This is a genomic window from Myxococcus hansupus (genome assembly GCF_000280925.3).
Taxonomy (GTDB): domain Bacteria; phylum Myxococcota; class Myxococcia; order Myxococcales; family Myxococcaceae; genus Myxococcus; species Myxococcus hansupus.
This window is the reverse complement of sequence record NZ_CP012109.1, coordinates 4210275-4235642: the sequence shown is the minus strand read 5'-3', so window position 1 is coordinate 4235642 and position 25368 is coordinate 4210275. Positions and strand designations below refer to the sequence as shown.

13 protein-coding genes and 2 tRNA genes (1 of these 15 cut by a window edge) are annotated in these 25368 nt (G+C 67.6%); 14 read left to right on the top strand and 1 reads right to left on the bottom strand.

The window, feature by feature from the left end; translation table 11 throughout:
* The first annotated feature begins 25 nt into the window (after positions 1-25).
* The 13 genes from A176_RS16000 (at position 26) to A176_RS15940 (ending at position 15623) form a co-directional block, all read left to right on the top strand.
* Entirely contained in the window at positions 26-841 is an 816-nt protein-coding gene (locus A176_RS16000) for a hypothetical protein (RefSeq protein WP_002639660.1), read from the top strand.
* Between the two features lie 46 nt (positions 842-887).
* Positions 888-1250: a PEGA domain-containing protein gene (locus A176_RS15995; protein ID WP_044890417.1), complete on the top strand. Its 363-nt coding sequence runs from the start codon at positions 888-890 to the stop codon at positions 1248-1250.
* Between the two features lie 181 nt (positions 1251-1431).
* Complete coding sequence (locus A176_RS15990) at positions 1432-2670, top strand: AI-2E family transporter (RefSeq protein ID WP_002639662.1); 1239 nt, start codon at positions 1432-1434, stop codon at positions 2668-2670.
* Complete coding sequence (locus tag A176_RS15985) at positions 2667-3374, top strand: uracil-DNA glycosylase (RefSeq protein ID WP_002639663.1); 708 nt, start codon at positions 2667-2669, stop codon at positions 3372-3374. The genes A176_RS15990 and A176_RS15985 overlap by 4 nt, the downstream gene beginning before the upstream one ends.
* 78 nt (positions 3375-3452) lie before the next feature.
* A tRNA-Val gene (locus A176_RS15980) sits at positions 3453-3524 on the top strand.
* A gap of 74 nt (positions 3525-3598) precedes the next feature.
* Positions 3599-5527 (top strand): threonine--tRNA ligase, encoded by a 1929-nt coding sequence (gene thrS, locus A176_RS15975; RefSeq protein ID WP_002639664.1) that lies wholly within the window; start codon positions 3599-3601, stop codon positions 5525-5527.
* Between the two features lie 167 nt (positions 5528-5694).
* Positions 5695-5901, top strand: coding sequence for a 50S ribosomal protein L35 (gene rpmI / locus A176_RS15970; protein WP_002639665.1), 207 nt, complete (start codon positions 5695-5697; stop codon positions 5899-5901).
* 99 nt (positions 5902-6000) lie between these two features.
* On the top strand, positions 6001-6348 hold the full coding sequence (rplT, locus tag A176_RS15965) for a 50S ribosomal protein L20 (RefSeq protein WP_002639666.1): 348 nt from the start codon (positions 6001-6003) through the stop codon (positions 6346-6348).
* Between the two features lie 160 nt (positions 6349-6508).
* Positions 6509-7558 (top strand): phenylalanine--tRNA ligase subunit alpha, encoded by a 1050-nt coding sequence (gene pheS, locus A176_RS15960; protein WP_002639667.1) that lies wholly within the window; start codon positions 6509-6511, stop codon positions 7556-7558.
* A gap of 64 nt (positions 7559-7622) precedes the next feature.
* Entirely contained in the window at positions 7623-10037 is a 2415-nt protein-coding gene (pheT, locus tag A176_RS15955) for a phenylalanine--tRNA ligase subunit beta (RefSeq protein WP_044890476.1), read from the top strand.
* Between the two features lie 90 nt (positions 10038-10127).
* Positions 10128-10517, top strand: coding sequence for an integration host factor subunit alpha (locus A176_RS15950; RefSeq protein WP_002639669.1), 390 nt, complete (start codon positions 10128-10130; stop codon positions 10515-10517).
* Between the two features lie 88 nt (positions 10518-10605).
* Positions 10606-10682: transfer RNA gene (locus A176_RS15945), tRNA-Pro, on the top strand.
* Between the two features lie 528 nt (positions 10683-11210).
* Complete coding sequence (locus A176_RS15940; RefSeq protein ID WP_002639670.1) at positions 11211-15623, top strand: protein kinase domain-containing protein; 4413 nt, start codon at positions 11211-11213, stop codon at positions 15621-15623.
* An 11-nt stretch (positions 15624-15634) separates the two neighbouring features.
* Here the strand turns inward: A176_RS15940 and A176_RS15935 are convergent, their stop codons facing one another.
* A complete protein-coding gene (locus tag A176_RS15935; protein WP_002639671.1) occupies positions 15635-17257 on the bottom strand; it encodes a S8 family peptidase in 1623 nt (540 codons plus the stop codon).
* A 457-nt stretch (positions 17258-17714) separates the two neighbouring features.
* Here A176_RS15935 and A176_RS15930 point away from each other — a divergent pair, with 457 nt between their 5' ends.
* Positions 17715-25368: the 5' end (the start) of a non-ribosomal peptide synthetase gene (locus tag A176_RS15930; RefSeq protein WP_002639672.1), read on the top strand. The gene runs 9518 nt beyond the window's last position; only the first 7654 of its 17172 coding nucleotides appear in the window; the start codon lies at positions 17715-17717; its stop codon lies beyond the right edge, outside the window.

The window sequence follows — 25368 nt, the reverse complement described above, 5'->3', positions numbered from 1 at the left end:
TCGGGTGAGGGCTGGAGGATTTCCCGTGAGGCACTCGCTGTGGGGGATGTTGCTGGCCGTGCCGCTGACCGCGCTCGGGCAGGGCAAGGAAGCGAAGGCCCCGAAGCCCACCGCCGCCGCCGTGAAGACGGCTCCGGGGGCACCGGGAGTGAACTGGGAAGGGCAGGTCCTGCGGGCCACGGGCGCAGGCGCCCCGGACCTGAAGGCCTCGAACCCCGGGCAGGCCCGCCTGGGCGCCGAGCGGACCGCCAGGTTGGTCGCCACCCAGAACCTCCTCGAACAGGCGCGCCGCCTCCACATCCGCGCGGACCGCACCGTGGGGGATGCGCTGGCCCAGGACGATGTGCGCAAGCGCGTCGAGGGCGCCATCGGTGGCTACAAGGTCGTCGCCAGGCGTTTCTTCTCGGACAGTGGCGTGGAGATTGACGTGGAGCTGCCACTGGCGGCCCTCAGTGCGTCGCTCTTCTCCGCCGCGGGGCCGGACGCCGTCATCGCCATCAACGGGGCGGGCGCGAAGAAGTACACGGGGCTGGTGGTGGACGCGCGCGGTCTGGGCGTCCAGCCGGTGTTGTCACCACGCCTGCTGGATGGAAGTGGCAAGGCGCTCTATGGCGAGGCCGCGCTCTCCCAGGAGCGCCGTGGCGCGACGGGCGTGGCGGCCTGGTTCCAGAGCCTGGACGCGGCGAAGAAGGCGGCCCTGGTGGGCGACAAGCCCCTGGTGGTGAAGGCCACCGGCTCGCAAGGTTCTGATCTGGTGCTGGCCTCGGAGGACGCGAAGGCGCTCGTCGAGGCGAACACGCGTTTCCTGGCCGAGGGCCGCGTCGTCATCGTCACGCAGTAGCCTTGCGAGCGAATATCTTCATGGCTTCGAGGTTCCGGGCGGGGTGATGCGGAAGGTCTTGTTGACGGTGGTGCTGTGCGGCGCGGCGGCGTGTGCGAAGCGCCAGGAGCCGGAGTCCCTGATCAAGGCCCGCGAGCTGATGGCGGAGGCCGAGAACCCGAGCGGCAACCTGGCCCTGCTGTGCGAGCCCACGGACGCAGAGGTGTATCTGGACGGCGTCTGGCAGGGCCTGTGCAGTGACTTCACGGGAGCGCCCAAGGGCCTCGGCGTCGGGCTCGGCCTGCATCAGATCGAAGTGAAGAAGCAGGGGTACTGGCCGTATACGACGTACTACGAGGCCCGTGGTGCCCGCGCGCGGCTGACGATTCGACTCCGTGCGACGGGAAGCTCGACCGGAACCTCCGATTGAGCACCCGTGGCGCCCGGCAGGCGAGCGGGCGAAGAAGCCCGCTCTTCCAATCCGAAGCCGTCCGGCGATGATTCCGGAGCTTTCGCGATGTGCAATCAGGTGACGACGACGCCGTAGTAGGCGCTGAACTGAAGAGGAGACCGCCATCGGACGCCGCAGGAAAGGTCAATCGCCCGCCGCCGTGAAGAAGTCCGCCCCCGTGCCGCCGCCGACGCGGCCCGCGAACGTGCTCCATTCCGTCGCGGCGCCCGAGGTCGCCGTGGCGCACGCGCAAGCACGGCCTGGCGAGGACGTGGTCCGCTCGGACATCGTGGCGGTGGAGGCGGGCGAGTTGCCGGAAGCCGACGCTCGGCGCATCGACCTGTGGTGGTCGGCGGTGATGGTGGGCTCGCTGGGGCTCGTGTTCGCGCTGCTCTCCGTGTTCGGAGGGGTGGCGGTGCCGGTGCTGCTCGCGCTCGCGGGCGCCTACATCTTCAATCCCATCGTGACGGAGCTGGAGAAGCGGCGGTTGGATCGCACGTGGGGGACGACGCTCGTCTTCGCGGCGGGGACGCTGCTGCTCGTGGGCTCGGTGCTGTACCTCATCCCGGTGTTCCGGGAGGAGGCGTCGAAGCTGCCGGACTTCTTCAACCGCGCGAGCACGCAGGTGGTGCCGAAGGTGGAGGCGTTGGTCGGGCACTCGCTGCCGGACCTGGTGCGCCAGCGCACGGCCGAGCTGGGCAAGCAGGCGTCGGACCTGGTCCAGAGCGCGGGTCCCGCCGCGGCGCGAATCCTCGCGAGCTTCGCGGGCAACACGGCGCGCCTCGTGGTGACGCTGCTGGGCCTGTCGGTGGTGCCGGTGCTGGCCTTCTTCTTCCTCCAGGACTACCCGCGGCTGACGCGCATGGTGAAGGACCTGCTGCCTCGCCGCGCGGTGGGGTTGGTGAGCCGGCGCTTCGCGGAGGTGGACGAGGTGCTCTCCGCCTTCGTGCGCGGCCAGCTCATCGTGGGCGCGGTGCTGTCGGGCATCTACGCGGTGGGGTTGTCCGCGGCGCGCATCGACATGGCCATCGTCATCGGCGTGATCGCCGGGTTCGGCAACATGGTGCCGTACCTGGGCACAGGCGTGGGCATCATCCTGTCGCTGGTGGGGCTGATGTTGTCCTGGCAGGGGCCGTGGCAGCTCGCGGCGGTGGCGGCGACCTTCGTCATCGGGCAGATGCTGGAGGGCTTCGTCATCACCCCGCGCATCGTCGGTGAGAAGGTGGGCCTGGCGCCGGTGGCGATCATCCTGGCCATCCTGGCGTTCGGTGAGCTGTTCGGCTTCGTGGGCATCCTGCTCGCGGTGCCGGTGGCGGCCATCCTCAAGGTGGTGCTGAGCGTGGTGGTGCAGCGGTACCGCCGGACGGCGCTCTATACGGGGGAGCCCCGGTCGCCGTGACGAAGCTGGAGTCGCTGCACGAGGAGATCACCGGCTGCCGGGCCTGCCCGCGGCTGGTGGCGTGGCGGGAGGAGGTGGCGCGTGTGAAGCGCCGCGCCTACCGCGACTGGGACTACTGGGGCCGGCCCGTCCCCGGCTTTGGGGATCCGAAGGCCCGGCTCATCATCGTGGGCCTGGCGCCGGCGGCCCATGGGGCGAATCGGACAGGGCGGATGTTCACCGGAGATCGCTCGGGGGACTTCCTCTATGCCGGGTTGCACCGCGCGGGCTTCGCGAACCAGGCGCTCAGCGAGCACCGGGACGACGGGCTCCGGCTGAAGGACGCCTTCATCGTCTCCGCGGCGCGCTGTGCTCCGCCCGACAACAAGCCCCTCCCGGAGGAGCTGGCCCGCTGTGCGCCGTTCCTGGACCGGGAGCTGGCGCTGCTGCCGGGCCGGGTGCTGCTGGCGCTGGGAGCCATTGGCTGGAACGCGGCGCTCGTAACGCTGGCGCGGCAGGGGATGGTGGTGCCGTCACCTCGGCCCGCCTTCGGGCATGGGGCGGAGCTGGGCCTGCCGGGCGGCAGGACGCTGCTGGGCTGCTACCACGTCAGCCAACAGAACACGCAGACGGGGCGGCTCACCCCGGACATGTTCGATGCCGTCATGGCCCGGGTCCACGCGCTGCTGGAAACGGCGGATCCGAAGCCGCGCGGGAAGAGTTGAAGTGGGCTTCCATGTTTCCTTGACAGCTTGGGGAGCCCGCTGGTATTCCCCGCGCCACCAAAGCGGCTGCAACGCCAAGGGTCGTTAGCTCAGCGGTAGAGCACTACCTTGACACGGTAGGGGTCAGTGGTTCGATCCCACTACGACCCATCATCAGAGAGTGACTTTCAGCGGGCGGCATGGCTTCTAAAGAGCCTGCCGCCCGCTGTTTTTCCGAGGTTCGTATGTCCGACTTCATCACGGTGACGCTCCCCGACGGCTCGCAGAAGCAGACGTCCAAGGGCACCACCATCGCGGACTTCGTGCGAGAGAGCATCGGTCCCGGTCTGGCCAAGGCGGCCCTGTTCGCGCGCGTGAATGGCCAGGACATGGATCTGGCCCGCAAGCTGGACGCGGACGCGAAGCTTCAGATCTTCACGCCCAAGAGCCCCGAGTCCCTGGAGCTCATCCGCCACGACGCCGCCCACGTGGTGGCCAGCGCGGTGCAGAAGCTCTTCCCGGGCACGCAGGTGACCATCGGTCCCTCGACGGAAGAGGGCTTCTATTACGACTTCTTCCGCGAGAAGCCCTTCACGCCCGAGGACCTGGAGAAGATCGAGGTCGAGGCGAACGCCGAGCTGAAGCGCGACCAGCCCTTCGTCCGCACCGAGATCTCCATGGACGAGGCCGTGCGCCTGTTCGAGGAGAAGGGCGAGAAGTTCAAGGTCGAGATCGTCAAGGACATCGCCGCCAAGGGTGCGGAGACGCTGACGCTCTACACCCACGGTGACTGGGTGGACTTCTGCCTGGGGCCCCACGCGCCCAGCACGGGGAAGATCGGCATCATCAAGATCCTGTCCTCCAGCGGCGCGTACTGGCGCGGTGACCACCGCAACCCGATGCTCCAGCGCGTCTACGGGACGGCCTTCTTCGACAAGAAGCAGCTCGCGGAGTACCTGAACCGCATCGAGGAGTCGAAGAAGCGCGACCACCGCAAGCTGGGCAAGGAGCTGGACCTCTTCCACTTCCACCCGTACTCGCCGGGCTCCGCCTTCTGGACCCCGAAGGGCACCACGCTCTACACCACGCTGTCGAACTGGATGCGTCAACTGACGCAGAACGACGGCTACGTGGAGATCAAGACGCCCCTGATGTTCAACAAGGGGCTGTGGGAGACCAGCGGTCACTGGGGCAAGTACAAGGAGAACATGTTCCTCGTGCTCGACAGCGAGTCGGGGGAGCATGACTACTCGCTCAAGCCGATGAACTGCCCGTCGCACCACCTGTTCTACGGCTTCAAGAAGCACAGCTACCGCGACCTGCCGCTGCGCTACCACACGCAGGACGTGCTGCACCGCAACGAGGCGGCGGGCTCCCTGGGCGGCCTCACGCGCGTGCGCCAGTTCGCGCAGGACGACGCGCACATCTACTGCACCGAAGCGCAGATCACCGACGAGGTCCGCCGCTTCGTGAAGCTGCTGGACCACGTCTACAAGGCGGTGGGGCTCACCTACGCGGTGAAGCTGTCCACCCGGCCCGAGCAGCGCCTGGGGGATGACTCCCTGTGGGATCGCGCCGAGGGCGGTCTGAAGGCGGCGCTCGAGTCGCTGGGCCTCGACTACGAGCTGGCCCCGGGCGACGGCGCCTTCTACGGCCCGAAGATCGACTTCGCGGTGTCGGACAGCATCGGCCGCCGGTGGCAGTTGGGCACCATGCAGTTGGACTACCTGGCCCCGGAGCGCTTCGACCTGACGTACGTGGGCGAGGACAACGCCCCGCACCGGCCCGTCGTGCTCCACCGCGCCATCTTCGGCTCCTTCGAGCGCTTCACGGCCATCCTGATCGAGCACTTCGCCGGCGCCTTCCCGGCCTGGCTGGCGCCCATCCAGGCGGTGCTGGTGACGGTGGCGGACCGGCAGAACGACTACGCGCGGAAGGTGCGGGACGACCTGAAGGCGAAGGGCTACCGGGTGGAGTTCGACGAGCGCGGCCTGTCCATGAACGCGAAGATCCGCGAGGCGCAGCTCCAGAAGGTGCCGTTCACCCTGGTGGTGGGCGACAACGAGGTGTCCGGGGAGGGCGTGTCACCGCGCCGGTACGGCGGCGAGGACCTGAAGACGATGAAGTTGACGGACTTCGAGGCCCTGCTGGCGAAGGAAGCGGCCCTGCCGTGATCGGGAGGCCCGGCTGGCAGGTCGCTTGCTGACGGGCCTTGACTCCCTGTTGCACCTAAGTATCTTGGCGCACTTTCGAGGGGAGCCTGCCCAAGTTCCCCAATATCCGAGAGTTCTCGCACCGACCGAGAGAGTCCCACGGCACGGTGCATGGAAGGATCAGGACGATGCCGAAGTTGAAGACCCGCAGCAGCGCGAAGAAGCGCTTTGAAGTGAAGAAGAGCGGCAAGGTCAAGTACGGCAAGGCCTTCGCGAAGCACCTCTTCACGTTCTCGAAGACGCCGAAGTCCAAGCGCAGCGGCCGCGGCACCGGCCATCTTCGCGACATGGACGCGAAGAAGGTCATCAAGGAGATGTTCCCCTACGGGGGCTGATTTCGCCGTCTGGGAATCAGGGATTACGTGGCCTCGTTGGAGCGGCGGTAAGCCTGCGCCGAGGGGCTTCCAAACTACGCAGTCCGAAGTGAGGCAGTCATGCGCGTTAAGAAGGGCGTCAAGGCCCGTCGTCGTCGTAATCGGATTTTGAAGCTGGCCAAGGGTTTCCGCGGCCGTCGGAAGAACTGCTACAAGCGCGCCAACCAGGCGGTTGAGCGGGCGCTGGACTACGCCAGCCGCGACCGCATGCAGCGCAAGCGGGACTTCCGTCGCCTGTGGATCGTCCGCATCAACGCGGCGGCCCGCACGGTCGGCCTGTCCTACTCGAAGCTGATCGCGGGCCTCGCGAAGGCGAAGATCGGCCTGGACCGCAAGGTTCTGTCCGACATGGCCATCGCGGATCCCTCGGGCTTTACGGCCGTCGCCAACATCGCGAAGGCGGCCTGAGACACATCCAGCCCCCAAGGCTGGAGACAGAACGGGTGGGGTGGTGGGCTGACGCTGGCCACCCTGTCCGGATGTTTGAACGGGCTGCCTCTCTGGGGCGGCCCTTTTTTTTGCCTCGGCGCCAAGGGCGCGCGGGGAACTGGAACGGAGGCGGAAGTCCATGCGGGATCGGTTGCTGGCGCTCGCGGAGTCCGCGAGGCGGGAGATTGGCGGCGCGTCGGAGCTGTCCGCGGTGGAAGCACTGCGGGTCCGCTACCTGGGCAAGAAGGGCGAGCTGTCCGGCGTGCTGGGCGGCATGGGCAAGCTGCCCCCGGATGAGCGGCGCTCGCTGGGCGAGGTGGCCAACAGCGTCAAGGCGGAGCTGGAGAAGCTGCTCGCCGAGGCCGTGGAGCGCGCCGAGGCGGCCGCGCTGGAGGCCCAGCTTCAGGGCCCGGGCCTGGACGTGACGCTGCCAGGACGCGGCGTGGCGCTGGGCAGCCGGCACCCCGTGTCGCGGACGATGGAGGAGATTGTCCGGACCTTCTCGCGGCTCGGCTTCGACGTGGCCAGCGGCCCGGAAATCGAGCTGGACTACTTCAACTTCGAGGCGCTGAACCTGCCGAAGGACCACCCCGCGCGGGACATGCAGGACACCTTCTACGTGGACGAGGCCACCCTGGGCCACGCGAAGAAGGCGGACAGCTCCGCGCTGCTGCGCACGCACACGTCCCCGGTGCAGGTGCGGTACATGCTCAACCGCAAGCCGCCCATCCGCGCGGTGATGCCGGGCCGGGTGTACCGGCGCGACTCGGACCTGACGCACACGCCGATGTTCCACCAGGTGGAAGGCCTGCTGGTGGACAAGGGCGTGACGTTCGCCGAGCTGAAGGGCTCGCTGGCGGCGTTCGTGACGGCGTTCTTCGGCTCGGACACGCGCACGCGCTTCCGCCCGTCCTTCTTCCCCTTCACGGAGCCCTCCGCCGAGGTGGACATCACCTGCACCAACTGCAGCGGGAAGGGTTGCCGCATCTGCAAGCAGACGGGGTGGTTGGAGGTGCTGGGCAGCGGCATGGTGCACCCCAACGTCTTCACGTCCGCCGGGTATGACCCGAACGAGGTGACGGGCTACGCGTTCGGCATGGGCGTGGAGCGCATCGCGATGCTGCGCTACCGCATCGACGACCTGCGGATGATGTTCGAGAACGACGCGCGCTTCCTCGAGCAGTTCTGAGATTCCAGGGGGCCCCTTGAGGGCGGCCCCCGTGTTCCAGCCGGAAGAAGAAGAGGGTGGACCTGTGAAGATTTCGGTGAAGTGGCTGGGCGATTACGTGGCGCTGCCGCCGTCCGTGGACGAGCTGGCGCGCAAGCTGACCGCCGCGGGCCTTGAGATTGAAGGCATGGAGCGCCCCGCGGAAGGCCTGCGCGGCGTGGTGGTGGCGCAAATCAAGGAGTCCGTGCAGCACCCCAACGCGGACAAGCTGTCCGTCACGCAGGTGGACATCGGCGGGACGGCGCTGCTCCAGGTGGTGTGCGGCGCGAAGAACTTCAAGGTGGGCGACAAGGTGCCGCTGGCCACCGTGGGGGCGAAGCTGCCCAACGGGATGGACATCAAGCAGGCGGCGCTGCGCGGCGTGGACAGCTTCGGCATGCTCTGCTCGTCCAAGGAGCTGGGCCTGAGCGAGGAGTCCAGCGGCCTGCTCATCCTCCCGGCGGACACGCGCGTGGGCCTGCCCATCGCGGAGGCCGTGGGGCTGGATGACGTGGTGCTGGAGGTCAACGTCACGCCGAACCGGCCGGACGCGCTGAGCCACCTGGGCGTGGCGCGCGAGGTGAGCGTGGTGACGGGCTCCGCGCTGAAGGTGCCCCAGCCCCAGCCGCCCGAGTCGGGCACGCCCGCGGCCGAGCAGGTGAAGGTGAGCGTGGACGCCCCGGACCGCTGCCCGCGCTACGTGGCGCGCGTGGTGGAGAATGTGACGATTGGCCCGTCTCCGCAGTGGATGCAGGACCGGCTGAAGGCGGCCGGGGTGCGCGCCATCAACAACGTGGTGGACGTCACCAACTACGTGAATCTGGAGTACGGGCAGCCGCTGCACGCCTTCGACCTGGAGAAGCTGGCCGGGCAGGAGATTGTCGTCCGCCCGGCGACGCGCGGCGAGAAGCTCAAGACGCTGGACGGCAAGGACCGCGTGCTGGACGTGGATGACCTGGTCATCGCGGACAAGGACCGGGCGCAGGCCATCGCTGGGGTCATGGGCGGCGGCGACAGCGAGGTGACGGAGGGCACGAAGCGGCTGGTGCTCGAGTCCGCGAACTTCCAGGGCTCCTCGGTGCGGCGTTCGTCGAAGCGGCACGGGCTGCACACGGAGGCGTCGCACCGCTTCGAGCGCGGCGCGGACCTGGACGCGGTGGTGCCGGCGATTGACCGGGCCGCGCAGCTCATCGCGGAGCTGGCGGGGGGCACGGTGGCCCCGGGCCGCGTGGACGTGTACCCGGCGCCGAAGCCGCCTCGGAAGGTGACGCTGCGCTTCGCCCGAGTCGAGCAGGTGCTGGGCGTGGCCGTGGCGGAGAAGGAGGTCCGCCGCATCCTGGAGGCCCTGGGCTTCAAGCAGGTGGAGGAGGGGACGGGGCAGGCGACGTACGAGGTGCCTCGGGCCCGCGTGGACGTGGAGCGTGAGGAGGACCTGCTGGAGGAGGTCGCGCGCATCTATGGCTACGACAACATCCCGGCGACGCTGCCGCGCGGTCTGGCCACGCTGGCGCCGGAGCCCGCGCACTCGGAAGCCGAGCGCCGCATGCGCCAGGCGCTGGCCGGGGCGGGATTCGACGAGGTGGTGAACTACTCGTTCGTCGCGCCGCGCAGCCTGGAGGTGCTGGGGGGCGCGGAGAAGCCGGTGGCGCTGCTCAACCCGCTGAGCGTCGAGCAGTCGGTGATGCGCACCAGCCTGCTTCCGGGGCTGCTGGAGAACCTGTCCCGCAGCGTGCGGCACCAGGTGGAGGCGGTGGCCCTCTATGAGACGGGTCGGGCCTACTTCCAGGACGCGGAGGGCGGGCAGGGGCAGCGGCCCGCGGCGCGCGAGGTGCCTCGCGTGGCCGGTCTGGTGTGGGGCCTGCGCGGTGGCGGCCGGAGCTGGACGCACAAGGACGCGCGGGCGGACTTCTACGACGCGAAGGCGGCGGTGGAGGGGCTGCTGGGTGCGCTCCGCGTAGACGGCGTGACGTATTCGCCCGAGGGGCCGGCGGCGTACCACCCGAAGGCCGTGGCGCGGGTGAAGGCGGCGGACGGCACGGTGCTGGGCCATGTGGGCGAGGTGCATCCCCGGGTGGTGAAGGCGCTGGGCCTGCCGGACGGGGTGTTCGTGTTCGAACTGGACACGGACGCGCTGTACGCGGCGGCGAAGCTGGTGCCGGCGTACCGCTCCCTGCCGAGGTTCCCGGCGGTGCTGCGCGACCTGGCGGTGGTGGTGCCGCTGGAGCTGCCCAACGACGAGGTGCGGCGGGTGATCCTGGAGGTCGGCCGACCGTTGGTGGAGGAGGCTCAGGTGTTCGACGTGTACACCGGTGAGCAGATTCCCCAGGGTCGGAAGAACCTGGCCTATGCGCTGCGGTATCGCTCGCCCGAGCGGACGCTGACCGACGTGGAGGTCAACGAGGCGCACCAGCGCATCGTGGACGAGGTGAAGCAGCGGCTGGGGGCAGCCTTGCGCGCCTGAATTCCTGAATGAAGTCAGAGGGTTGACACGTCTTCGGGAAGGCTGCAACAGTGCCCCGCGTTCAGCCCCGAGGGCTTCCCGAGGATTCGCATGACGAAGGCGGACATCATCGAGGGTGTCTACGAGAAGGTCGGCTTCTCGAAGAAGGAGTCGGCCGAAATCGTGGAGCTCGTGTTCGACACGCTCAAGGAGACCCTTGAGCGCGGGGACAAGATCAAGATCTCCGGGTTCGGCAACTTCCAGGTGCGCCAGAAGAAGGCGCGCGTGGGCCGCAATCCGCAGACGGGCAAGGAGATCGAGATCTCGGCGCGCCGGGTGCTGACCTTCCGGCCGAGCCAGGTCCTCAAGAGCGCCCTCAACGGGGAGGCCCCGCCGGAGGATCACGCGGAGATCGACGCTCGGGAAGAGGCCGCCGCCGATGCGGCCGAGGCCCGTGGCGAGGACTTCGACGAAGAGGGAATGGAGGACATGGAAGGGTGAGTTTTTTGGTAGGCGCCCCGCTTCTCTTGCTTGACCTGAACGTCATGTGGGGGCATAAGGGCGCACCCTTTCACGGCAGCAGCAGTGCCGGGGCGTAGCGCAGCCTGGTAGCGCACTTGCTTGGGGTGCAAGTGGTCGCAGGTTCAAATCCTGTCGCCCCGACCATCGAAGGCCCTGGAGTTCTCAGCGAAAGCTGAGGATTCCAGGGCCTTCACCTTTTGGGGCCAAGGCCGTCGACCGCTGGCGTGGCTCGCCGTGATCGCCGGTGGTGCCAGCACGGCAGCCGGGGCAGGGGCTGAGAGGGGGTGCGCCGTGCTGCTTGCGGTGGACGTTCGACACCGGGTGCGCGCCAGTGCCTCCCTCCCAGTGACCTCAGCTCGACCTCCCGTGCTCCCCGCGAAGGGTCCCGCGGGTCTTGGCGAGTGCCCATGTCGAAGCCAGACAGGGTTCGTGCCTGGGCGGCTGGCTCACCGCCCAAAGCCAACCATGGGTGCACGGCGCCATACCTCTTGCGAGGTATTGGCGACCAGACGCCATTCCCAGAAGCCCTCGGAAGACATTCTCCTCGGGAGAGGTCCTAGCCGGACGTCAATCCAATCTGCTGGAATGACAATTCTCTGGGTAGGGCGTGCATGACGCGCGTAACCGCTCTGGGGGACGTGGATCTGGACTGTGCGACCGATTGAAAGCGAAATGTCCGCAGCGCGTGCTCTGGCCAGGAAGCACCTCGATGGCTTCGATCAGAATCGCCCAATCTCGTACGAAGCGCTTTGTCTGAAGCTCGGTGACTGCCAGTCCCTGTGGGAATTGAAGGAGTCGCCTGAGCGCGACAGCTCGCTCAAGTCATTGGCTCAGGCGCACGGCGCTCGTACGGACGAGAAGGTCCGCAACGCCATCGCGCTCCTCAATCAGGTCCTTCACAAGGTGTTGGTGTCCCCGCCCAACGCCAGGCCTGTTGTGCAGGCGGGGGCGGCTTCAGCGCCTGCTGCACAACCGCATCCGCGGCCAGCACTCGCGGAATTGCCCGCTGCTCCGATCGTGCCATCCGTCAGCGGGGGCGCCGCTCTGGCGGTGCCCAGGCAGGCTCCGCAGGTCGTCGTGTTGCCCGCGGTCGTTGGCACCGTCGTAGAGACCTCGGCAAGGAGGCTGGAGATTGCCTTGCCCGTTCCCAAGTACCAAGAACAACGCCTGGAGGCGCTTAGGGCCGCGGCCCGCCCAGCGTGGGGGCAGGTGGCCCAGGCCTGGGATGTGCTGTGCCAGAACCAGTCCTCCTGGATGGAGCAGCCCTTCTCCGCGAAGAGCCAAGAAGGTCGTAGCGGTGCCGTGAAGACCCTTTTGCAGGCGCTCCAGAAGCTTGTGGCGTTCGACGTTGAGCCCGAGCTCCTCAGGACCCGTGAGGCGAACGTTGCACGCATCCTTCAGGTGATGGGGCTGAGGGATGCGGATGCGATTCCGGGGGACCTCGTAGAGGCGTTCAATGCGCGTTCGGAGCTGAGCGAGCTTGTCGCGGTGGCACAGTCGCTGGAGCGCATTGAGCAAGCGGGCCTGCCGAGTTGGGTCTGGCCTCGCGCACTCCAGACTCCGACGCACGGTTCTCGTGCGCGGATGTTCATGGCCCTTGTTGCTGAGCCCGATGTCTGCGGTGAGATGTTGCAGTGCGTGGCGTGGGTGGAGACCCAACAGGAAGAAGTTCGACGCCTGAGCCAAGGGGTTCCCATGCCCAATGGCGTCACGGGCTCATGGTTGGAGCAGCTTCAGGGGGCCGTGGAGCTGCGCGCTCGCGCTGCGGAGGTGGAAGCGAAGTGGCTTCCGCGGATCGAGGTGCTTCGCAGCCGCCTGAGTGCTGAGGTTTGCCACTCAATGCACGCTCAAATCGGAATGCCTCAGACCTGGGCCCGGATTGAGCAGGCAGAGGCGCTATTTCAACGGGCCGACGCGCTCTCGCCCCGGCTGCATTCGAATGCAGCAGCCGAGTTGATGGCTGCCTTGGCGATGATTCCGACCGACTCAGAATCCATCCTTTCGGACGTAGAGGGTGCGGTGCGAAGTCCTCTGGCGGGTTTGCTTCCGGCGCTGGCGAGCCTTGAAGCGGTGCGCAGGCTCGCTTCATTTTCTCCAAGTCACCCCGTGGAGCCTGCGCCTACTCCGGCGCGCATGGCCAAGGTGAAGGAGCTGCGCCACCCACTCTCGCGCAAAGTGGGGTTGACCGCGACCACCTACGCATCGGACCTGCTGTGGCAGCCTCCCGTGCTGGGTGAGCCCTATGGTCGGGTGAGTCTTCCGGTGCGTGTGGTGCTCGAAAGCCCCGCTCCCGCACAGCTCGAGGTCAGGTTGAAGGTGGAGCTGACGGGCGACCTGCGTGATACGCCGGCCGCATGGCTGGAGGACCTCTCTCAGCAGGAGTTCCTCATCCCGAAGGGGGCGGAGACGCACGACCTGGAGGTGGTCATTCCTATCGTGCGCGCGCGCGCCGAGCCGCTCTCCATCGGCCGTAGGAACCTCACCGTCAGATTCCACCTCGCCTCGCCTGAGCTGATCTGGCCGTTCGGCCCGAGTGGCAAGGAACTCAATTGGCAGGGGCTGCAGCTCGATCCGGTGTTCTTCGAGTCGCCCTTTCACGACAACATTCCCGTTGAGGTGATGGAGTCGCGCCCGTTGGGGGTGGAGGGTTGCTTCCAGGACTTGCTGCGCGAGGTCCAAGGTGGAAACCGCTCCTTCTACATTTGTGGTCCCCGGCGCTACGGGAAGACCACGCTGCTCAAGGGGCTGTTGGAACGGGCGCAGACGTTTCAGGATGTCGTGGTTCTTCCGCTCATCGTCGCCACCGAGTACCCGGACATTGCTTCCCTCTGGAACGCAGTGGCCGAGCAGCTTTCGACGCGCTTCAACCGGCCCGTGAAGATGGAGCTGGAGGACGGCATTCTTCCGACCGTGGACGCCTTTCAGCAGGTGCGTGAAGAGGCGGCCAGGCAGGGTGACGGCAAGCGGCCCATCCGCGCCATCTACATCGTCCTGGATGAAGCTCAGGCCTTCTTCTCCCTGGCCGCCGCGCGAAGCGGTCACCCGTATTTGCTGGGCGAGCGACTGAAGGCCCGGCTTGAGCACTCCTGGGGAATCGCAGGTGAGGGGAGAGCGGCCATCAAGCTTGGGCTTGTCGGCCAACTTCACATGCGCAAGTTGATGGGCGCAAACCTGCTTGCCGCCATCCCCGCGGCCTTCGAGGCCTCGTCACTCAAGGAGGAAGATCTGCTTCCCCTGCTGCGCTCCTTCGCCGCTGGGGGATTGCAGAGTTCATCCGAGGCTCGGGCGAGCCTTGCCGCGCTCGCTGGCAACCTGTTTATTCTCAACCGGTTGCTTCAGGCCGTACTGAGTATCTGCCACGGCGCCAAGCGCGCCTGGTTCATCGAGCAAGATGTGAACCGGGCCGCCGAGCAGATCGTGAGGAACTATCAGGAAGGCGCGGCGGACGTGTGGACGTATGTCCGTGATGTGCTCAATGAGAGCGACAACCTCAACGATTGGAGACCCAGCGAGACCTACCCCGTGGCTTTGGCATGGGCAAAGGCACTCTCCACGGGCGATACCGCCGTCCGAGATCGCGCGCTTGCTTCGCTTCGTCAGTGGGCGGGTGACATCGAGATCTCCCCAGAGCGGGTGGATGCGTGCATCCAGACGCTCCGCGACGCGCAGGTGCTTCGTGAGGATGGCGCCGTTCAACTGCCCATGCTCGAGCGCTTCTTGCAGGTGCGTGCTGCCCGGCCCCAGCCGCTCAGCGAGCCTCGTGAACGCGAAGCCCTCAGTCGGCTGGGGCTTCCTCGCATTGAGCGTCCCAGCGAGGGTCTGACCGCTGGCGAAAGGACGTTCGAAGGGAGCCAGGCGCGCGTCTATCCCGCGACGGAAGGTGGCCGCGAGGTGGCGGTTCGCTGCGTGAAGTTGGACAGCGAAAAGGCCCACCAGCGCTTCCAGGGTGAAGTGCGACTGTTGCAGCGGCTCTCACGGCTCTCCCAGCAGGAGAACCACCAGGTGCTTCGCGCGCTCCCGCACATGTTGCGGGTGGGCATCGACGCGCAGGACTCTCACCTCGGGGTGGTTGTCTACGAGTGGATTCGTGGCGAGTCGCTGATGCCCGAGTCGCTTTCCGAGTTGGCCACGCTTGCGGTCGGCACGCGTCTGGTGGCCGTCCTTCAGACGCTCGAAAAACTCCAGGTGGTTCACCGGGACATCAAGCCCGAGAACATCCTCATTCGCGTGGAGGACAGGAAACCGGTCCTCATCGACTTTGGATTGGCGCGAGCCGTGGCGGAGTTGCAGCGGGGAGGGCCTACGTTCGTGGGCTCACCGGATTTCGTGCCACCGGAAGTCGTCGCGGGACAGACCTGGACATCGTGTGCAGACCTCTATTCGCTCGGGAAGACGCTCAAGGTGTGTTTGGCGCCTTCGGTCTCCGCGCCTCGTTTGAAGGCGTTCCTGGCGGAAATGACGGCGCATCGCCCCCAGGCGAGACCTTCGCTCGAACGGGCCGCTCAATTCTTCGTCGCCGAGGACGTGCGTGCCCGGGAGGACGCTCACCGAAGCGGAATGGTGAAGGAGGTTCAGGACCAAGGCGCGAGGCTTTCGGGCAGATACCAGCACCTGCTGGCGCGTGCGCAAGGCGATATCTGGGCGTGTCGGCACGGGCTCATCGGTCGGGTCGAGTCCAAGCTCGCTTGCGTCGCGGAGTTCCTTGAGAACATCTTCGAGGTCTACGTCGCGGAGCAGCACCCACACCTGCGCAATGAATTGAACACCGAGAAGATCTCGCTGAACGGGGTAGGCCGGCATGCCCAGCGGGAACATCTTCCGGATGCAGTGCGCCCATTCGTGTGTGTGCAGGCGCAGGCGGTGGGTGTCCTGCGGAACGCCAGCGCACACGGGGCCCGCTTCGATGAGATCCTCAAAAGCGCCTATCGGTGTCTGGGAAGGCAAACCGTCTTTGGCATGGGGGAGCCCGCCTTGCTTCGAGGCGCCGTGGACCACGTGGCTGTGTTGCTGGAACGCACCGGGTGCGTTCCAGGTCTGCAAGACCTGCTGCGGTTCTGGCTGTCGCCGGCCACGGCGCCGGTCTGAGCGCGTCACGCTCAGCGAAGTACCGCCTTGAGGCTTGGAGAGAAGGGGGGAAGGGCGGCTTCCTCCATGGACCTGGACGCATTGAGCCGCAGCGTCGGGGGCGCTTCGTCTTGAAGCGCGTGGCGAAAGGCTGGCTGGGTGAGCGCCCAGAACCTCAGCTCGCGTCCGTACTCAGCATCGATTCGCGCCGCTTTCTGCTCGTCGACGCCCAAGGTCATCGCCAGGCGATTCTGAACGACGGGTTTCGGTAGATCGCTGAAAGTGTCCGTCAAGGCATCGGCGGCCTTCTTGCCGGAGTCCTTCGTGCCAAGTGGCGCCAGTTCGCTCACGGCAGGGAGGCGATGCTGGAGGCAGGCCTTCGCATTGACCAGTCCGGCGCCCCACGACTCCTTGCTCGCGGGCCAGCTATCGCAGGTCGCGCGCAGCACGTGGCGGAACACCTGGGCGAGTGGCGGGCCTCCTTGGTATCGCGCGAGCAGGTTGTCACGGCCGTGATGGGCGAGCCAGAGCGCGGCGATGCCCGCCACGGTGGCCGTTGCGTGCGAGGTGCCGCTGCTTTTCGCGACCTTGTTCTCGGGCTGCGCGGTCCAGACGTTCTCACCCGGGCCGGTGGCGTCTACCGCGCTGCCCCGCGCGGAGTATGTCCAGGGCGTCGCGCGCGCGTTGCAGGCGGCCATGGCCACCACTTCGTCGTACGCCGCGGGCCAGACGACGATGGGGCCCGTGTAGTTCCCGGCCGCGGCGATGACGATGATGTTCTCACGCACCGCGTGCTGGATGGCGCGGTGCAGTCCGGCGTTGGGAATCCATCCCAGGCTGATGCTGATGACGTGGACTTGCCGGTGGATGGCGAACCAGATCGCATCTCGCAGCCGGTCGACTCCGACGTTGAACAGCACCGGCGCCGGAATGAATCCCGTGGGCTTCGCGACCCGCAGCGGGATGATCTCGGCCTTCGGTGCGATGCCTGCCACGAAGCGTTGGGGGGCATCACCCGTGGATGCCGTGGCGAAGTCATGGGGGCTCGAGATGACGCTGGCGGTGCTCAGCCCGTGGCCACCACCGGCGTTCTCCGTCGTGCTGTCATTGTCGACGAAGTCCCAGCCCAGCGCTGGATTGAAGTTCGGTCCCAGTTCGGCGTGCGCCTGATAACCGCTATCGGGGTGGCCAATCCGGATGCCGTCTCCCTGTCGTCCGATGCTGTCGGGGAGGTCCCAGGCGTCTTGGGCCTTCACGAACCTCACGCTCCAGTCGCAATCGTCTTCAGTGAACTCCCCGCTCCGAGGCGTCTCCAGTCGCATCTTGGTGGAAGGCGGAACGCTCGAAGTCATTTCGTTCAGGGCGACATCCTCCTCCGCGTAGATCGCCTCGAAGTTCGGATCGGCATCCTTTACGCAAGGACGCTTCTGAAGCGCATACGTCAGCTCCCAGGCACGCTCCGGTGAAACGGGGGCCTGTGGGATGAGATCGAACTCGCGGCCACTGGGTTCGAGCGGCACCGGGCGAATGTCCCACGGCTCTGCACCGACGAGTTCGGCGACGGCCTTCTCCAGGTCGCATGCGCCACATCCCTCTTCGAGGATGACGTCAATGGTTCGGAGCTTCGGAGACTCGAACGGATTGGGATCGAACATGACTGGGCCCACTGGGGATGACTCGGGTGGATATGCCGTCTTCGTGGCTGGGATTCTTGTGGTTGCTGTGATTGGCGGAGCGAAGTTCTGTGTTTGGCAGCACTTTAGTGGAGGCGGCGAATCCGACGTCAAGCATGCCCGCGGCAGTGGGCTGGCGGTGGTTGAAGCGCGGAAGGTCCGCGGGCCGTGACGGCGGCACTCGAGGGCGAGTCCTCGCTGCTGCTCCGCGCTGAGTCGACGTGTCGAGATCGTGGACGCAGGGTGCTCCGCGCGGACGCGTACCAGCAGTGTCAGCAGATCTTGCGATGCGCGCGGAAACGGATGAACCGACTTTCGCTGCGAGTTCCTTTCGCGGGTCGAGAACCGGAATGTGGGGGCTCATCGCTTATGCTGCGCCCCGGTCTCCGGCGAAGGTCCCCCGGCCTTTCCTCCGCACTCCACCAAGGAACCGCTTCGCATGCGCCCACCTTCGGCTGTGACACTCATGGAGTTGCTCGAAGCCCGGACGCAGTCCCTTGGCGACACGCGCCTCTACACGTTCCTGGAGGATGGTGGGGACGATGAGTCGCTGAGTTACGCGGGCTTGGACCTGCGCGCTCGGCGCATCGGTGCCGCGCTCCAGGCGCTGGCCCAAGCGGGCGAGCGGGCCGTGCTCCTGTATCCACCGGGCCTGGAATACGTCGCTGGGTTCTTCGGGTGCCTCTACGGCGGGTTGATCGCCGTCCCCGCGTACCCGCCGGATCCCACGCGGCTCGACCGGACGTTGCCTCGGCTGCGCGCCATCATCCGAGATGCTCGCGCGACCGTCGTCCTCACCACCGCCTTCATCCTGGAGATGGGGGAGGGGCTCTTCGAGGGAGCGCCCGAACTCGCGGCGTTGCGATGGGTCGCCACCGATTCGTTACCCGAGGGCACCGAAGAGGGCTGGCGTCGGCCGTCGCCGACTCGCGACACGCTGGCCTTCCTGCAGTACACGTCCGGCTCCACGGGCGACCCAAAGGGCGTGCTGCTCAGCAACGGGAACCTGCTGCACAACCTGGGGCTGATCTCCCACGCGTTCGAGGTGCACTCGGACAGCGTGGGCGTCATCTGGCTGCCGCCCTACCACGACATGGGGCTCATCGGTGGCATCCTGCAGCCACTGTATGCGGGGTTCCCCGTAGCGCTGATGTCGCCCCTGGCGTTTCTCCGGCGTCCTCGCTTCTGGCTGGAGTCGCTTTCCCGTTTTGGAGGCACTGTCAGCGGCGGACCTTGCTTCGCGTTCGACCTCTGCGTTCGGAAGGTGCCGCCGTCGGAACGAGAAGGCTTGGACCTCAGCCGCTGGGAGCTGGCGTTCTGCGGCGCCGAACCCATTCGCCCAGAGGTCATGTTGCGGTTCTCGGAAGCCTTCGCTCCCGTGGGCTTCAAGGGCGGAGCCCTGTATCCCTGCTACGGGCTCGCGGAAGGCACGTTGATTGCGTCCGGAGGTCAGAAGGGCGCGGGCGTCCTGACGCGGACCTGGGACTCCGAGGCGCTGGAGCGGAACGAGGCGCTGGAGGCCGTGGGCGGTCCTGGCGCGCGTCCGTTGGTCGGGTGCGGCCAGACGCTGCCGGACCAGTCGCTGCTCGTGGTGGACCCGGAGATGCGGCTGCCGTGCCCGCCTGAGCGGGTTGGGGAGATCTGGGTCTCCGGGCCGAGCGTGGCGCTTGGCTACTGGGAACGGCCGGAGGAGAGCGAAGCGGCCTTCGGCGCGCGTCTTGCGGACTCGGAGGAGGGGCCTCGGTTCCTGCGCACCGGTGATCTCGGGTTGATGCGGGACGGTGAGCTCTTTGTCGTGGGTCGCCGGAAGGACCTCATCATCCTGCGTGGCCGCAACCTGCATCCCCAGGACCTGGAGCTGACCGTCGAGCGCAGCCACGCAGCGCTGCGGCCTGGCTGTGGCGCGGCGTTCTCCATCGACGTGGGCGGTGAGGAGCGGCTCGCGGTGGTGTACGAAGTGGACGCGCGCAAGCCGTGGACCGCTGAAGACGTCGTGGGGGCCGTCCGGCGAGGCCTGTCCGAGGCTCACGAGGTGCAGCTCCACACGCTCGTTCTCATCGAGCCCGGCGCGTTGCCCAAGACCTCCAGCGGGAAGATTCAGCGGCGCGCCTGCCGAGCGGAGTTGCTCGCGGGGACTTCTCGCTCCGTACTGAACTGGCGTGAGTCGGACTCGAGCCCGAGCACGCAGATGGAGGCTGTCCGGGTTCCTGGAGAGGACTCCACGCCCGTCACCGTCGAGGCGCTGGAAGCGTGGCTGCTGTCGCGGGTCGCCGCACGACTGCGCACCTCGCCCGATGAGCTGGCTCGGGACGTCCCCATCACGTCTTTGGGGCTGGACTCCCTCGGCGCTGTCGAACTGGCGAATGACATCGAAGCACTGGGTTCGGTGTTTCGCATGGAGGCCTTGCTTCACGGGCCGACCGTGGCCGAGCTGGCGCGGACGCTCTTCTCGGCGCGGGGGGGCGCTTCGGGCCCTGCGCTGGTTCGGGGTGAAGCGGGTGTTGCCGCTCCGCTCTCGCTCGCGCAGCAGCGGTTGTGGCTTTTTGAACAGCTCGAACGTGGTAGCCCCGCGTACCATCTTCCCGCGGCGGTTCGGCTCACGGGGCCTTTGGATGCCAAGGCCCTGGAGCGTGCCTTCGCGGAGATCCTTCAGCGACACGAAGCACTGCGGATGTCGCTCCGTGAGGACGATGGAACGCCGGGCCAGGTCGCCGCGCCCGTGCCCACTCCGGTGCTCAGGTGGGTGGACCTTCGCGATACGCTGGCCGCGGACCAAGAGGCCTCCGCGCTGAAGTTGGCGCACGACGAGGCCCGTGCTCCCTTCGACCTGGTGCTCGGGCCGTTGCTTCGGGGCACGGTGTTTCAACTCGGGGCGCAGGAGCACCTGCTGGTCGTGGTGATGCATCACATCGCCTCGGATGGCGCATCGTTTGGCATCCTGGCCCGCGAGTTGAGCGCGCTCTACGGTGGACAGGCCGCGCTCGCTCCGTTGGCGTTCCAGTATGCCGACTTCGCGCGTTGGCGTAGGGCACAGGAGGCGGACGGGGCCTGGGCCTCATCGCTCGATTGGTGGAAGGCGCATCTCGCGGGAACTCCGACCGCGTTGGAGTTGCCGGCAGACCGGCTGCGTCCACCGACGCCATCGTATCGCGGCGGTCGTGTGTCGTTGCAGCTCCCCGAGTTACTCACGGCGAAACTGGAGGCGCTGGGCCGGAGTGAGGGCGCCACCCTGTTCATGACGCTGCTAGCGGCGTTCGAGGTGCTGCTCGCGCGTCATTCGGGACAGACTGACTTCTGCGTCGGCACCGCCGTCAACGGTCGAGAGCGGACAGGCCTTGAAGGACTGATGGGGTGCTTCCTCGACCTCGTGGTCCTCCGTGCTTCCGTTGCTGGAGCGCCGCGCTTCCGCGAGCTGCTGGCGCAGACCCGGCGGACCGTGCTGGATGCGTTCGCCCACCGTGATGTTCCCTTCGAACAGGTGGTCGAGACCGTCCAGCCTGCGCGGGACCGCGCCCGTGCGCCGCTGTTCCAGGTGCTGTTCGTGCTCCAGCCTGAACCGGGGGCGGGCCTCTCGCTACCGGGGTTGGAGGCTCGGCGCGTGGAGGTCGACCCTGGCGCCACGCCTTACGATTTGACGCTGTCGCTCGCCCGGGGGGCGGAGGGTGTGGGCGGATGGCTCGAGTACGCCACGGACCTGTTCGACGCGGCCACTGCGGAGCGGCTGGTGGCCCGGCTTCGTGTGCTGCTGGAGGCCGTCGCGGCGGATCCGGAGCAGCCGATCTCCACGCTCCCGCTGCTGCCCGAGGCGGAGCGCCAGCGGATGCTGGTCGATTGGAATGACACACGGACCGAGGCCCCGGATGCGTGCATTCACGCTCTCGTCGCGGCGCAGGTGGCGCGGACTCCGGACGCCGTCGCGGTGGTGTGTGGCGCCGCGTCGCTCACGTATCGAGAGCTGGACCAGCGCGCCAACGCCGTGGCCTGGCGTCTGCGGGAACAGGGTGTTGGGCCTGAGTGCGTCGTGGGCTTGTGCGCGGACCGCTCGGTGGACCTGGTGGTGGGGCTGCTTGGCATCCTGAAGGCTGGTGGCGCCTACCTGCCGCTGGACCCTTCCTATCCCGAAGCGCGTCTCTCTCTGATGCTGGAGGACTCCGGGGCATCGGTGGTCCTGGTGCATCGGCATCTCGCCGGGGCTCTGCCGTTCGGTGGCCGAACGGTGGTGTTGCTCGACACTTCGGAGGGGCGTGCTTCGGCGGCCGAGGCGCCCTCAACGGCCGTGGGCCCGGAGAATCTGGCGTACGTCCTCTACACCTCCGGCTCCACGGGCCGACCGAAGGGCGTGCTGATTCCGCACCGCAACGTCGCCAACTTCTTCACGGGCATGGACGGGCGTGTGGGGGCCACTCCGGGCACGTGGTTGTCGGTGACCAGCGTCTCGTTCGACATCTCGGTCCTCGAGCTGCTCTGGACGCTGGCGCGTGGCTTCAAGGTCGTCGTGCAGGGAGAGCAGGGGGCTTTGGGGGCGGCGTCTCGCCGTCCTGTGCGGTCGCGCAAAAAGCCGCTGGGCTTCAGCTTGTTCTACTTCGCGGCGGATGAGGGGGCCGCGGGCGCGGAGCGGTACCGGTTGTTGCTCGAAGGCGCGCGGTTCGCGGACCGCCATGGCTTCGAGGCCGTGTGGACGCCCGAGCGGCACCTGCACGCCTTCGGCGGGCTGTACCCGAACCCCTCGGTGACGGGCGCGGCCATCGCCGCCATCACCGAGCGCGTGGCCATTCGCGCGGGCAGCGTCGTGCTGCCGCTCCATCATCCGGTCCGTGTCGCCGAGGAATGGTCGCTCGTCGACAACCTGTCGAAGGGCCGCGTGGGCATCTCCGTGGCGCCGGGTTGGCACGCGAATGACTTCGTCCTTGCTCCCGACAACTACGCGGACCGTCGGGAGCGCTCGCGGCAGGACCTGGACACCGTGCGGCGGTTGTGGCGGGGGGAGACGCTGCGCTTCCCGAATGGCGCGGGTTCACCTGTCGATGTTCGCCTTCGTCCGAGCCCCGTGCAGAAAGAGCTGCCCGTCTGGCTCACCGCTGCCGGCAATCCCGACACCTTCCGCGAGGCGGGCCGGTTGGGCGCGGGTGTCCTCACGCACCTGTTGGGGCAGCGGTGGGAAGAATTGGAAGAGCGTATCGCGCTCTACCGCGAGGCCTGGCGTGAGGCTGGTCATGCGGGAGAGGGGCACGTGACGTTGATGCTCCACACGTTCGTGGGGCACGACGTGGAGCGCGTGCGGGAGGTGGTCGAAGGGCCGCTGCGTCGCTACTTGAGCGACTCCGCGGACCTGATGCGGGGGCTGGGCCGGACGTTGGGCGTGGACCTGGATCCATCGTCCGTGCGTCCCGAGGACCTCGACGCGCTGGTGGAGCGCGCCTTCGGGCGCTTCTTCGAGGGTGCGGGGCTCTTCGGGACACCGCGTACCTGCCGTGAGCAGGTGGCGCGCATCGAGGCGTTGGGAGTGGATGAGGTGGCGTGCCTCGTCGACTTCGGTGTGGACGCTGACGCGGTACTTGCCAGCCTGCCCGCGCTGGACGCCGTGCGGCAGCGATGCGAACGCGACTTTCACCTCCAGTCGGATGGCGGGGACAGCGTGCCCGCCCAGCTTCGCAAGCAGGCGGTGACTCACCTGCAATGTACGCCGTCCCTTGCCCAGGCGTTGCTGCTGGAGCCTGGGGCGCAAGGTGCGCTCTCGGGTCTGGAGCGGCTGCTCGTCGGTGGCGAGGCGCTGCCCGCGGAGTTGGCGGCGCGGCTGCGGGACACCGTGGGTGGGGCGCTGCTCAACATGTACGGCCCCACGGAGACCACCATCTGGTCCTCGACGCACACCGTGGACGGTGTCTCGGGCGCTGTTCCGATTGGTACGCCCATCGCCAATACGTCGCTCTATGTGTTGGACGATGTGCTGCGTCCCGTGCCCATCGGCGTGCCCGGTGAGCTGTACATCGGCGGTGCCGGTGTCGCTCGCGGCTACCACGCGCGGCCGGAGCTGACCGCTGAGCGCTTCCTGCCAGAGCCCTGGGGTTCGCAGGCGGGGGCGCGGATGTATCGCACGGGCGACCGCGTCCGGTGGCGGGCCGATGGCACGGTGGAGTTCCTTGGACGCGCGGACGACCAGGTCAAGGTCCGTGGCTTCCGGGTGGAGCCCGGCGAGGTGGAGTCCGCGCTGGTCCGTCACCCCGATGTCTCGCAGGCCGTGGTGGTGGCGCGGGAGGATGTGCCTGGGAGCGCGCGGCTGGTGGCGTACGTGGTGTCCCGGTCACCGGCAGGGGTTCCCGTGGAGGCGCTGCGGGATTTCGCCCGGCGGTCGCTTCCCGAGCATCTGGTTCCTTCGGCCGTGGTCACGCTCGAGGCGCTTCCGCTGACGCCGAATGGGAAGGTGGACCGCAAGGCGCTTCCCGCTCCCGAGGCCGCCATCGATGTGGCCCGTCGTGAGTACGTGGCCCCGCGGACGGAGACCGAGCAACGGGTGGCGGAGCTATGGGCCACGCTGTTGGGCATGGAGCGCGTCAGCGCCAACGATGACTTCTTCGCGTTGGGCGGACACTCGCTGCTCGCCACCCGGGCCGCTTCGCGGATCCGCGAGGCCTTCGGCGTGGACCTGCCGCTGCGCGAGCTCTTCGAGTCCGCCACGCCGGCCGCGCTCGGAGCCCGCATCGATGCGCGACTCCTTGGCGCGTCACGTGTGCCCCCATTGGTCGCTCGGACGCACTCGGGCGCGTTGCCGCTGTCCTTCGCACAGCAGCGACTGTGGTTCCTGGAGCAGCTCGAACCCGGTGGTGCCGCCTACAACGACTCGGTGGCCGTTCGCGTGGAGGGGGCTCTCGATGTGGCGGTGCTGGAGCGTTGCCTCCGTGAGGTGGTCCAGCGTCACGACGTCCTCCGCGCCACCTTCCACGACGATTCGGGCACGCCGTCCTGGCGCATCAACGCCGTCGAACAGCTCCGTCTGGAGCAGGTGGACCTCTCCGCGTTGGCAGGGGAGGCCCAGTCCACGGCACTGGCAACGCACCTGGGGAAGGCTTCACTGCGGGCATTCGACCTGGCCTCGGGGCCACCACTGCGTGCCTCGTTGGTTCGGTTGAGTTCGCGGGAGCAGGTGTTGCTGCTCGTGTTGCACCATCTGGTGACGGATGGCGCGTCCATGGGCGTGCTCGTTCGCGAGGTGGCGGTGTTGTACCGAGCCTTCGCCAAGGGCCAGCCGTCTCCACTGGCGGAGCTGCCGCTTCAGTACGTGGACTACTCGGCGTGGCAGCGCGATTGGCTGCGAGGTGACGCACTCGACGCGCAGCTTACCTACTGGCGGCAACGGCTCGATGGCGCGCCGCGCGTCCTGGAGTTGCCCACGGACCATCCACGCCCGGCCGTGCGGAGCAGTCGCGGCACGAACCGGAGCATGCTCCTGGGCTCGGAGCTGTCCCTGGCGTTGAAGTCCTTGGCGCTGCGTGAGGGCGCCACGCCCTTCATGGTGCTGTTGGCGGGCTTCTCCGCCTTGTTGTCGCGTCACTCGGGACAGAGCGACCTGTGCGTGGGCACGCCCGTGGCGGGCCGCGACCGGACGGAGCTGGAAGGACTCATCGGCTGCTTCGTCAACACGCTGGTGCTCCGCGTGTCGCTCGAAGGGACGCCCAGCTTCCGTGAGCTGATTGGCCGTGCGCGGGAGACCGTGCTGGGCGCCTTCGCGCATCAGGACGCACCGTTCGAGGAGCTGGTGAAGGCGCTCCAGCCCGAGCGTGACCTCAGCCGCAGTCCCCTGTTCCAGGCGATGCTGGTGATGCAGGAGGACCCCCTGCCGGAGATGTCCGTCCCTGGCGTCCGACTGAGCGTCCAGCCCCAGCCGAGCCATACGGCGAAGTTCGACCTGCGGCTCATCTTCACGGACACCCCCGAGGGGTACTCCGCGAACCTGGAGCTGAGCAGCGACTTGTTCGACGCGGACACGGCATCCCGCTTGTTGGCGCACCTGCGCGAGCTGCTGACCGCGGGTGTCCGCGAGCCGGAGCAGGCCATCGTGGACCTGCCCCTGATGCCACCCGAGGAGCGGCACCGTG